The 11,414-nt window shown below is 68.6% G+C and carries 9 protein-coding genes; 2 read left to right on the top strand and 7 right to left on the bottom strand.

Features of this window, described 5'->3' with window-relative positions:
- Positions 1–37 precede the first annotated feature (37 nt).
- Genes HQ314_RS17750 through HQ314_RS17760 form a run of 3 tightly spaced genes read right to left on the bottom strand, consistent with a single transcriptional unit; the run spans position 38 to position 2,429 of the window.
- Positions 38–574, bottom strand: coding sequence for a YdcF family protein (locus HQ314_RS17750; protein WP_222650759.1), 537 nt, complete (start codon positions 572–574; stop codon positions 38–40).
- 5 nt (positions 575–579) lie between these two features.
- Entirely contained in the window at positions 580–2,142 is a 1,563-nt protein-coding gene (locus HQ314_RS17755; protein WP_222650760.1) for a sugar transferase, read from the bottom strand.
- Positions 2,139–2,429 carry a phosphopantetheine-binding protein gene (locus tag HQ314_RS17760; protein WP_231476458.1) on the bottom strand — a complete coding sequence of 97 codons (291 nt, stop codon included), beginning with the start codon at positions 2,427–2,429 and terminating at the stop codon, positions 2,139–2,141. The genes HQ314_RS17755 and HQ314_RS17760 overlap by 4 nt, the downstream gene beginning before the upstream one ends.
- Positions 2,430–2,609: 180 nt before the next feature.
- Here HQ314_RS17760 and HQ314_RS17765 point away from each other — a divergent pair, with 180 nt between their 5' ends.
- Together HQ314_RS17765 and HQ314_RS17770 are read left to right on the top strand one after the other, a co-directional pair.
- Positions 2,610–3,386: a GNAT family N-acetyltransferase gene (locus HQ314_RS17765; RefSeq protein WP_222640710.1), complete on the top strand. Its 777-nt coding sequence runs from the start codon at positions 2,610–2,612 to the stop codon at positions 3,384–3,386.
- 231 nt (positions 3,387–3,617) lie between these two features.
- Positions 3,618–4,877 (top strand): glycosyl hydrolase family 28-related protein, encoded by a 1,260-nt coding sequence (locus tag HQ314_RS17770; protein ID WP_261781771.1) that lies wholly within the window; start codon positions 3,618–3,620, stop codon positions 4,875–4,877.
- Positions 4,878–4,880: 3 nt separating this feature from the next.
- Here HQ314_RS17770 and HQ314_RS17775 read toward each other — a convergent pair whose 3' ends face one another.
- From HQ314_RS17775 to HQ314_RS17790, 4 genes are all read right to left on the bottom strand, one after another.
- Positions 4,881–6,233 (bottom strand): glycosyl hydrolase family 28-related protein, encoded by a 1,353-nt coding sequence (locus tag HQ314_RS17775; RefSeq protein ID WP_027506969.1) that lies wholly within the window; start codon positions 6,231–6,233, stop codon positions 4,881–4,883.
- On the bottom strand, positions 6,230–7,924 hold the full coding sequence (locus HQ314_RS17780; RefSeq protein ID WP_222650761.1) for an alpha/beta fold hydrolase: 1,695 nt from the start codon (positions 7,922–7,924) through the stop codon (positions 6,230–6,232). The genes HQ314_RS17775 and HQ314_RS17780 overlap by 4 nt, the downstream gene beginning before the upstream one ends.
- A 68-nt stretch (positions 7,925–7,992) precedes the next feature.
- Positions 7,993–9,990, bottom strand: a complete 1,998-nt coding sequence (locus HQ314_RS17785; protein WP_222650762.1) for a Wzz/FepE/Etk N-terminal domain-containing protein — start codon at positions 9,988–9,990, stop codon at positions 7,993–7,995.
- Positions 9,981–11,387 (bottom strand): hypothetical protein, encoded by a 1,407-nt coding sequence (locus tag HQ314_RS17790; protein ID WP_051613634.1) that lies wholly within the window; start codon positions 11,385–11,387, stop codon positions 9,981–9,983. The genes HQ314_RS17785 and HQ314_RS17790 overlap by 10 nt, the downstream gene beginning before the upstream one ends.
- Positions 11,388–11,414 lie beyond the last annotated feature (27 nt).

Consider the following 11,414-nt stretch of genomic DNA (forward strand, 5'->3'; position numbering starts at 1 on the left):
TTCGTGTTCGTCGCGTGTCCGGGCCGTCAGGCCACGGTCACGAGCACTCGCTGTCGAGTGCAGCCTTGATGTAGCCGGCAGTCTGATAGATGTAGCTGCCGATCCATTCTCCGATCCCCTCCTGAGTGGGGTTGGGAGACATGGTGACCTCGCCGTCGAAGCACTGCTGGACGATGTAGCGCGACCGAGACAGGTGCGGCGTGTAGGTGACCACGATGATGTGTTTCCAGTTCTCCGCGGCGGCGCGGCGCTTGAACTCCTCCGCCTCGCCCTTCGTGGAGTACGGATCCGGGAGGAAGCACGACACCGTCACGGTGTAGGTGCCGTTGCAGATCTGCTGCATGCGCACGTCGTCCGGGCCCACCGAGTTGGAGAGCACCACTTCGGGTGCGTACCCCTGCTCGGCGATGTCGATGCCGTAGTGGAAGCGCCCGTAGGGCTTTCCCCCGAGCACCACGACGGCGTCGGCCGGTCGGAGTGGGTCTGTCTGAGGGTGGACGTACACGGGCCATCCCGCGGCCACGATGGCCACGAGCAGCACCGAGAACGCCACCAGAAGGCGGCGAAAGGTCACGAGTCTCAGCCACCGGTCCGCCGCAGTACGGACAGGACCGTACGGAGCAGGATCTTGACGTCGAGCCAGAGACTCCAGTTCTCGATGTAGAAGTTGTCGTAGAGCGCGCGGTCCTTGAGTGACGTGTCGCCTCGAAGTCCGTGCACCGCAGCCCATCCCGTGAGCCCGCCGGGCACGCGGTGACGCGCGGAGTAGCCCGGGATCTCGGTGGTGAACTTGTCGACGAAGTGCGGTCGCTCGGGGCGCGGGCCCACCAGATCCATGTCGCCCACCATGATGTTCCACAGCTGAGGCAACTCGTCCAGAGAGGTCTTGCGCAGGAAGCGGCCCAGTCGCCCGACGCGGTCGTCCTGGGAGATGTTCCACGTCGTGTCCGACTCGGTGCGCGACGCGGGCTTCATCGACCGGAACTTGAGGCAGGCGAACAGCTGACCGTTGCCGGTGACGCGCAACTGCTTGAACAGCACGGGCGCGCTCGGATCGGAGAACCGCACGGCCGCCGCGATGGCGAGCAGGAGCGGGGACAGTACGAAGAGAGCCATACCCGCAAGGATGCTGCTCAGGACGCGCTTGATGCGCCAGGCGAGCGACCGGTGCGCGTCGCGTCGGATACGCACCAGCGGGATGGCGTGCAGTCGGTCCATCTCACCGGTGACGCTCACGAACTCGAACAGACGAGGCACCACGAAGATCTCGCAGTCCATCCGGTCGCACTCGCGCAGCAGTGTCAGCAGAGCCGACTCCCGCATCGCCGAGAACGCGATGACGATGGTGTCGATCTGGTGCAGGTCGATGTAGGTCCGCAGCTGGTTCGCCAGCGGCTCGACGGGGATGTGGCTGGCCACGCTCGCCGGCATCGGTGAATCGTCCAGCAGGGCGTGCGGCTCGAGACCGTGCTCCGGGTAGGACTGCATGCTCTCGACGAGCTGCGTGGCCACGAGCCCGCTGCCGATCACGACGGTGCGGCGCTGGAAGCGCGGCCGACGCCGCAGCCGACGGGCGACGAAGTAGGACGCCTCGCGCCCCGCCATGGTGGCCGCCAGGACGGACAGGGAGATGAGGGCGGCCGTGAGCAGGGTGGTGGACGGCGCCACGATGACGATGGCGCTCATGGAGACCAGCAGCACGATGGCGGCCATCAGCGGCAGATCGTCCAGCATCGACAGCGTGAGACGCTGACGACGGCGCTGCGGCAGCACCGCGAAGACGACGATCAGCACGGTCACGATCACTGGGTGGCCGTCGAACGGCGCGAGCGCGATCGCGAGGGAGACGAACATCGACTCGAGGACGATGCCGAGCACCGCGCTCAGGTGCAGAGCCGGCCAGCGCGACAGGCGGCTGCGCGGATCCGGGATGTTGGGACGGAGCGGGATGGGCGGGGTGACCTCGGTGGCCGTCGCCTCCTGCGCTGCCTGTGCGTACTGCACGGCCTCGGCATGGCGGGCGAAGCGGGGGAGCAGGTTCTCCGGCTCGAGATCGGGTGAGTCCGCCCCGCGGCGCTTGTCGCCTCGGTGGTTGTCGCCACGGAGATCGATCGGCGAGGTGTCGGGGTGCGAGGTGGTCATCGGCTCGCCTCCGGCTGGACGGCGGCGGAGGTGTCGGACACATGGTCCAGCGCGTCACGGATGGCGGCGATCGTGGCGAACGTGGAACGACGCAGAAGGTGATCGGGGAACTCGACCTGGGCCGATTCCTCCAGATCCACGAGCACGGCCACGCTGGCGTGAGAACTCAGGCCGGCGTCGAACAGGTTCTCGTCGTCGCCCAGCGTCCACGGATCGACGGGTAGCCGACCGGCTCGGTGCAGCGAGCTACGGACGATGGTGTCCCGGGTTGGTGACGGGTGCGTCACGAGGGTTTACTCCTTGCCTACGGTTCAGACAGACAGTCACGCTCATATCGCGCCCCGCGGCGAATGCATCGTCGACTTACATGGAAGAACTCGACCGCGTCGGCTCTTGTGGACGCCGCAACAATCTACGAGAAGTGTATATGAGAAGTTTCCGTACCGCAGGAAGGTTTTGGTGAAGGCGTGAGTGAGATGCCGATCGGACGGTCGTCGGAGCGCGAGATGGAGGCGCTCCGGCAGTCGTTCGGACAGACGACGCGCTCCTGGGCGGACCACACGTTCGAGTCGACCGACTCCGGCTGGGTGGCGTTCAGCGGGTTGGCCCGGCCCGACTACAACCTCGCCCTGGTGCACGGCGGAGACGCCGCTGAACAGGTCGGACGGGTGATCGACTCGGTGACCGCGCTCCGCCGACCGGCTCTGGTGATGCTGGCCGGCGCCGGCCTCTCGGGGGCGCAGACCCTGGCCGACGCCGGCTGGGTGAGCCTGCAGGCCATGCCGTTCATGCATCGGTCCGCCGGTGGGTCGCAGCCGGTGGACGGGGTGCGCGAGATCACAGAGGCAGACCTGCCCGCCTGTCAGGAGGTCGCGTCGCTCGCGTTCGGGGTGGGGCCCGAGCTGGCCGCCGCCGTCTACACCGCGGAGACGCTTCGCCGTCCCGACGCCATGGCGTTCGGCCTGTTCGTCGACGACGAGCTCGTCTCCTGCCTCCTGTCCTGCCGCGCCGGCGACACCGTCACGGGGTGGGCGCTGGCCACCCACCCCGATCATCGCCGTGCCGGACACGCGGCGCGCCTCATCGCGGGCGGCAAGCACGTCGAGACCGGACTGCACGGGCCGTCGCAGGATCTGTGCCTCGCCTCCCCGGCCGGAGTGCCGCTCTACGCGTCGCTGGGCTTCCATACGACGGAGTACTGGCAGGTGTGGTCGCGGCCTCGGTGGGTGCTCGGCGCCGCGTGACGGCCGACACACTTTCCTGCCTTTGTCTTGGTGGGCGGGCGCGAAACACGATGCCCATCAGTGAACGGCTTTCGATGTGGAAGCCGCGGTCGGTCTTTTTCACACCGCCGTGTATCGCAAGTCTCTCGGGGCGGCGCGTCGCGTCGTGAATGCGCATTTCTTTGCTTGTGTATGGGCAGGCGCCGAGCGGGGGCAGGAGGTGCGCCGACCACGATGGTGAAGGGGTAAACCATGAACGACAGAGGTCCTTCGGGTTCGCGGCTCGACCGCCGCGCATTGCTCATGGGGGGACTGGCCGCTGGAGTGGGCACCACGCTCGCGGCGAGCAGCATCCTCGCGCAGGCCGACGACCCCGTGGCCGTGACCCTCGCGGCGGGCGAGACCGACCCCGGCGCCCTGCTCGGGTGGGTCAACGTCAAGGCTGCCCCGTACAACGCGAAGGGTGACAACGCCGCCGACGACACCGCCGCCGTCGCCGCCGCGTATACCGCAGCGCAGCAACAGAACCGGCCGCTGTACTTCCCGCCCGGCATGTTCCGGGTGCGTTCGCTCCCACAGTTCGCCAACTACGCCAGCGTGTTCGGAGCCGGCGCCGATCTGACGACGATCGTGCACACCAGCTCGGGCACGCTGCTCACCCTCAAGGGCCGTCAGCGCGTCGCACTGAAGAACCTGGGCATCTTCTCGCTGGATCCCTCGTCGCTGGCCGTGCTTCTCGACGGGTGCTTCCGCTGCTCGTTCGACTCGGTGGTCTTCCGCGGTAACCACACCCCGCAGAGCTACCCCCGGTTCCTGCCGCAGAAAGGCGTGTCGCTGATCAACAACACCGGCGGAACATCGTTCGTGAATTGCGACTTCAACAATTACGGAACGGCGATGTCGACGACGGCCATTCAGTCGTACATCGCCAACTGCAAGTTCGCGACCAACTGGATCGGGCTGCTGGGAACGGGCAACAATTTCGCGTCGGGAATGTCGATCGTCAACACCGAGTTCGTCTCCGACATCAATGCGAACACCACCACGTCGCATCTCGTCGTGGACGGCCGGGCCAACGACTGGTGGCTCACCAACGTGTGGTTCGAGGGAGCGGCGACGGCCCTCACCATCGGTAAGGCGGGCACGGGCGGACCCTCGCAGTTCGGCATGGTCAACTGCAAGGTCGCCGCCCGCGGGATCTGCCTCGATCTGCAGCACTGCCGCCAGCCGTACCTCGCCAACGTGGCGTTCGACGCCGACCAACAGTCGAATCCCCAGCTCATCAGGGTGAACGCGCAGTATGTCGCGGAGGGGACCGCGATCAACCTCATCACCAGCCAGGGTGCCGACTTCCCCGGCAACACCTTCCCTGGTGGCTGGTCGGTGCTCGGCCGCGGCAAGCTCTTCTCCGCCGGCGGCGGACCCGTCGTCAAGTCGCCGGACGGCAAGAGTTGGCGGCTGTCGATCAGCAACACCGGTGTGGTGAGCGGGCAGAACCTCGGGGTGCTGTAGCGGTCAGCGCGGCCGATCGGTGCCGAGGGACTCGGTACTCAGGGTTCCGTCCGTCCCCACCACCAGACGCCAGTACGCGTTGGACTCGTCTTTGAGCACCACGCCCGCCTCGCGGCGGTCGGACAACCAGGTGCCGTCGGACAGGACGGCGGCGGTCACGGCATCGCCGCTGTCCCGCGCCTGCAGCAGGTCGACGTCGTCCTGCACGGTGCGCGTGACCACCGTGCTGGTGAAGGTGGGCCCCGACATGGTGCCGCGACCGATCACGGTCCACGCATCGGGGAAGACCGCGCCGTTCACGTCGTCGTTGACGCCCGAGATCAGGTTCACCGCGGTGCCCGTCGGGACGTGCTCCGCGTCGATGACCAGCTCGGCGGGCCGGCTGTTCGGGTCCGGATCGAAGATGATGTTGGCAAGGTAGGGCTGCCGGCAGTACAGCAGCTCGACACACGTGGTGCGCGCCGAGATCTTGCAGTTGACCATGCCGAACTGGGACGGCCCGCCGGTCTCGCGCGTGCCGATGCTCAGGGCCACCTCGGACCCCTCGAACCAGACGTTGGTGAACCACCAGTCGTTCGCGGGACCGTCGACGCGGACGTGCCGATCCGTCGTGTCCGGGTCGTTGTCCGACACGAACTCGACGTTGGTGAACGCCATGCCGGCGTTGAAGTCGCCACCGGTGCCGAGCACCCCGACGCGGTTGCTCGTGAACTTCGAGGCCGTCACGTAGTTCTGGATGCACTCCGACGTCAGGCCGATGCCGTAGTTGTTGATGTCGCAGTTGGTGAACGTGGTGCCGCCCGTGTTGTCGGTCAGCAGCACTCCGCGCTGGTTCTCGTACTGCGGGAACGTGGACGACGAGTGGTTGCCGCGGATGGTCACCGAGTCGAACGAGCAGCGGAAACACGCGGACAGTGAGAAGCACGTCGACGTGGCGCCGGTGGTGAAGAACCCCATCCGGCGGAAGTTGACGCGCTGGCGTCCCCGCAGGTCGATCAGAGTGCCGTTCTGTTCGTACAGGACGGTGGTGACATCGGCGCCGTCGCCGTACACGGTGGCGTAGTCGGCCATCGCCGGCCACGCCGTCACCCGGTAGGTGCCGCCGGGCAGATAGACCGCAGAGGCCTGGGTGATGCCCTCGAACGCCCGCGCGATCGCCTCGGTGTCGTCGGTGGTGCCGTCGCCCGTCGCCCCGAAGTCACGCACGTTGCGCGCAGCCGGGGTGTCCGTGACGTTCGGCGACTGGAACTGCACCGACTCGGCGTCGTCGCGCGAACACGCGACCGCGAGCGGAACGGTGGCGGCGACGAGGGTGCCGGTGAGCAGCCGTCGCCGGCCGAAGGAACTCGCGGTCACGCGGTGACCTGCTGTCTCTGCGGTTCGATGGTCCGGGCGAGCACCGAGGAGATGATCGTGCGGCGCATGTCGGCGTGGTACGCCGAGTGGTCACCGACGGGCGCGCTGACGATCAACGGCACGGTGCCGCTGCGGCGCTGGATGCGCGTGAGGCCCTCGGGCCCACGCTGATCGACGAACCAGCGGTGATCGGCCGGAGCCAGGATCACGGTGGCGTCGACGTCGTTGTCCGCCAGCGAACGCAGGATGACCTCGGGAACCTGGGTCACGCCGCGCACACCGAGCAGCCGCCACGCCCGGTACGGCAGGTGCGTCTGCAGTGCGTTCTTGATGCGCGCCCGGGGCGTCTTCTGCCACGCCGGATCCGACCGCGGGATCCCCAGATCGGCAGGATCGATCTCGCCCTGCGTCGACTTCTTGCGCTTCCAGCTCCACGCGATGGCGTTCACCATGACGGCGCCGCCGGCCCCGATCTCCGTGGCGGCGTGGGCCGCGTTCCACGACCCGGAGCAGATGCCCGTGAGCACCACGCGACGCGGATCCGCATGCGCCGCACGGGCGGCCGCGACCACGTCGTCGGCGCTCTCCGCCGAGTAGATCGGAGTGTGCTCGTCGGCACGCACCACCTCCGATTCACCGGTTCCGCGTCGGTCGAAGCGCAGCGCGGACGCACCGGAGCGCGCCGCCTCGCGAGCGAGCTCGACCCACAGCCGCGCCGGTCCGGTGCGCGTGTCGTTCGCCGTGGCGCAGAAGACCAGAGTGGGTGCGGAGTCCGGTGTCCCGACCGGAGTGGATCGGATGCCGAACAGGCCGTGCGCACCGATGCTCTCGATGTGCTCGGTGAAGGTCGACCCGTCGCTCGCCTGGTGCGTGACGCTCGTGGTCGGGGTGAACTCGACCGCGCAGTCGCGGGCGGAGTCGTGTGCGCCGTCGAGGATGTCGACGACCGCGCGGATCGCCGTGTTCGGCAACGGCACCAGGAAGCTCTCGGGCGTGACGAACTCGGTCATCGTGCCGACGTGCCGCACCGTCGCCCCCGACCGCTCGATCGCCTTGTCGAGCCGAGGCGAGGAGTACCCGTCACGCAGCGCGAAGATCCACTGCGACACGGCGGGTGACGCCGCGGTGAGCTCGAGGGCGGACAGCGCTGCCGCGGCCTCGGTGGACAGCGAGTGCCCGATGGTGTGCAGATCGGTGTCGTCGGTGTCGGTTCCGACGGTGTCCGTGCCCACGCCGAGCCGGTACAGCGCCTGCTGCTCGCGCAGGTACGCGCGGCCGCGCGGCACCGGATCCCACAGGACGACCGTGTGCAGCGGGCCGACCGCGTCCGCAGCGCGATCGAGAAGCAGGGCGCCGGCGCGCAGGCCGACGGCGGAGACCGTCGTGCAGCCGAGCGAGCGCACCAGGCTCACCGCGTCCCCGATACTCGCGAGCCACCCGTCCATCGCCGCAGCGTCGTTCTGGTCGCCGCCCGAGTCGCCCACACCGAGGTAGTCGAACCGCAGCACGGCGAAGCCGGCCGCGGCCAACTCCTGCGCGAGCAGCTTGAGGCCGCGGTAGGTGTCGACGTGCTCCTTGCCCATCGACGGGCACAGCACGATCCCCGCGCGCGCGTGGTCGCCTTCGGGAAGGTGAACCACGCCGAACAGGCAACGGCCGTCCGATCCGAACCAGGTCGGTGTCGTCGACATGGGTGCTCGGTCCTCTCGGGAGTGCGAGCCGATCGGGCTCGGGGTGCGGGTGGAGTGGAGGGTCTGCGTCACTTGGTGACCCGGAAGGTGCGGCGGCCGGTCTGCGTCCGAGGGCGGACGGGCCGCGAGGTGGTGGGCTCCGCGGGACGGGTCGCCTTCGTGACCGTCGTGTCCTGCGCGGCCTTGTCCGCCTTGTCGGACGCGGCCGGCGTGGTCGTGTCGGCCTTGGTGATCGAGACCGGCTCGGGCGTCGCGCTGGTGTCGGCGTCGTCCGTCTCGGACTCGTCGGTGTCGACGTCCTCGACGTCCGCGGTGATGGTGTCGTTCACCTCGGACTCGGTCGAGTCCTTGTCCGCGACACCATCTTCTGCGTCGTCCTGCGGAACCTCGATCGGCTCCGCCGTCACCGCGTGGAAGCGGTCGGTCTCGGCGTCCGCCGGCGACTGGACCACGTCGTAACGCTCCTCCTGGCGGGGCTCGGGACGGGCGGCGCGCTCGGCACGAGGTGCCGGCTGGACGGTGTCCCAGCGATCCTGGTGATCGTCCCGGTAGCCGTCGGTGCGGTAGCCGTCATTGCGGTGGTCGTCGTTCCGGTGGTCGCGGTCGCGGTAGTCGTCGTTCCGGTACTCGGACTCGTGGACCGGCGACGGCGCGCGGTAGGACTGCGGTGCGGTCGGACGCGCAGCGGTGGTGGTCCGGGTGGTGGTCGGCACGTCGCGCACCTCGGCCACGGGAGCAGCCTTCGGCGACGTCGCGGGCACGACGTCGTCCTTCGCGGCGGACGACTTCAGCAGCGACAGCGGCCAGCGGCGAGCCGAGACGTGCGGCACCAGAACGGTTCCGGCCACGGCGACCCCGATGCTGTCGAGCTCGGTCAGCAGTGCGCGGAGCTGCGCGGCGGTGGTGGTGCCGTTCTCGACGGCCACGACGACGTGGTCGACGTGCACGGCGATGGCGAGCGCATCGGTCGCGTCCGCCACCGAGGTCGCGTCGATCACCACGTAGTCACGATCGGCCTTCAGGCTCTGCACGATGGTGCCGAAGCGCGGGGAGGCCAGGAACAGGGTGGTCCGATCGTCACCCACGCCCATGGGCAGGATGCTCAGACCCTCGACCTGGCTCGGCCGCGTGAGATCGGTGGCCGACCGCTTGGGCGAGCGTGCGAGATCGGCGAGCCCGCCGGCGTTCTGCATGCGAGACGACACTCCGGTGCCGTCGGTGCAGGCGTCGACCACGAGAGTCGGGCGGCCCAGTCCGCTGAGCGCACGCGCCAGGGCGAGGACGGTGTCCGACCCGCCGGCGGGGGAGACGCCGATGACCGCGATGGAGTGCGGGGTCGTCCGGCCGACCGGGGCGTCGAGGCGCAGTGCGGCGCGCCGTGCGTCCGCGGTGCGCGTGGCCGCCTTGACGTCACCGAGGAACGTGGTGGGAGCGACCGCGGCGACCTGGCCGGTGGTGCGGATGCGCTTGTCGAGCCGGTCACGCAGGTACGCCGCAGCGCAGCCGAGCAGCATGCCGGCGACGGCGCCCATGAGCAGGGTGCGCATCGGTGCCGGCCCGCCCACGGCGGCCGGGGTGGTCGCCGGGTCGACGACCGTCACCTTCGCCGCGGGAGCCGCGCCGATCTCCGTGGTCTCGATCTCGTTGACCAGATCACGGAACTCGGTGACCACCGCGTCGTTGATCGCCCGCGCGCCGTCCGGCGTCGTGTCCGACACCGAGATGCCGATGAGCACGGTGGCCGGCGCGAAGGACGTGGTGACCGTCGACGCGAGAGCCGCCGGCGTGGTGTCGAGCTGCAGATCGGAGATGACACCCGACATGACGCGCTCGCTGGTCACCAGGTTCACGTAGGACGTGACACGCTGCTGCGCCGCCATGTTGCCCTGGTAGGCGTCCGACACCGAGGTGCCGGTCGCCATCGAGACGTAGAGACGGCTCGATGAGGTGTAGGAGTAGCTCAGCGTCGACGTGTACGCCGCCGCTGCCACCGTTCCCAACACGACGAAGGCCAGGATGGTCATCCACCGGCGTCGTGCGATGTTCACGTAATCGATCAAACCCATGATGCAGATCCTTTGCTCGAAGAGCGGTCGAGTGTGGAGATGTCGTCGGGAACGTGCGTGGTCGGAGGGGGTGTCTCCGCGCACTGTCGGGAGTACTCGCCGACGAGAAGCGTCACGATCCACACGAGAATGGCCAATTGGAGTGATTTGCCGATGGACTCGGTCGTCCCGAGGATCCCGCGCTCGAACAGCACCGGATACTCGATGAGCGTCAGCCCGAGCACCACGAAGAGGAAGTTCCTCGCGAGGAGCCATCGAACGGCGACCAGCACCATGACGAAGGTGAAGGTCATGGTGACGGCCACGCCGGCGTACCCGCCGAACACGAAGCCCTCACTGATGTTTCCCTCGGCCAGGGAGACGGACACGTTGCGCATGTCCACCGACGACCCACGGACCTGGTTGGCCCACGCGGTGCCGGACTGGAACTTCTCCGATCCGAGGAGCTGGGACGGGATGAAGTTGAGGAGCGCGTTCTTCACCACGTCGCCGTGCGAGATCCATTCCCGGCCCTGCATGTAGTACGCATCCGTCGCGGCCTCGAGGAGGTCGAAGCGGCGCAGGATCGGCAGGAACGGTTGCACGACAGGGGGATAGCTGGCCTCGGCGGCCGCCGAGATCGCGCGGGCCTCGGGATCCACCTTCAGCGACTGCAGGATGCCGAACGCGCCGATGGCGCCCGCCGAGATACCGAGCACGCCGAGGATGGTCCCGCGCGTCCACCCGATGAGGGCGAAGCGCACGGCGACGGCGAGAGCCGCACCGAGCACGGGGGTCTTGGACTCCACGATCACGGTCCACACGAGCTCCATGCCCATCAGGCCGAGCAGCAGGACCGCGGTCTGCCACAGCTTCTCCGGTCGCGCGAAGACGATGAGGCCGAGGGCGCCCACCGTCGCCATCGTGGCGGCGAAGTCGAGGAGCGGGTTGGAACTGCTGACCTCACCGGCGGATCCGGTGTTGCCCGTCGCGAAGGACACGAAGCGTCCGCCGAGACCCAGCACGTAGATGGTACCGAGGCTGCGGAAGAAGTACGGATCCGCGACGGCCGCGCCGATGGTGGTCCGCTCCTGCGGTCCCCGGCGCCACCGACGGAACAGCACGTATCCGACGACGAGAGCCACGTAGAACCACAGACCGAACACGACGGGCTTCAGCACCTCGGCGATGCCGATGTCGTAGCCGATGTTCGCCAGTCGCGGGTCCGCCAGGCTGTCCGCGAACTGCGGCTGCGGGAGCGTCCACAGCAGGACGAGGGGACGCGCCACGTAGCTCAGCGACCAGTAGGCGGACTGCGCCAGCAGGAACACCTTGGCGACACCCGGCACGAACATCGCGGACACGACGAGGGCGACGATGGCCGCAGTGGTGAGCGCGACGGCGGTGTAGGCGGTCACGACGCGGCCCCCGTCGGGCGGCGCAGG

This window comes from Rhodococcus sp. BP-332 (genome assembly GCF_019836065.1).
Taxonomy (GTDB): domain Bacteria; phylum Actinomycetota; class Actinomycetes; order Mycobacteriales; family Mycobacteriaceae; genus Rhodococcoides.

What these genes read in the sequence shown, in the direction of transcription:
- HQ314_RS17755 (WP_222650760.1), bottom strand. Translation starts at nt 2,142, where the DNA reads ATGACCACCTCGCACCCCGACACCTCGCCGATCGATCTCCGTGGCGAC.
- HQ314_RS17770 (WP_261781771.1), top strand. Translation starts at nt 3,618, where the DNA reads ATGAACGACAGAGGTCCTTCGGGTTCGCGGCTCGACCGCCGCGCATTG.
- HQ314_RS17780 (WP_222650761.1), bottom strand. Translation starts at nt 7,924, where the DNA reads ATGTCGACGACACCGACCTGGTTCGGATCGGACGGCCGTTGCCTGTTC.
- HQ314_RS17785 (WP_222650762.1), bottom strand. Translation starts at nt 9,990, where the DNA reads ATGGGTTTGATCGATTACGTGAACATCGCACGACGCCGGTGGATGACC.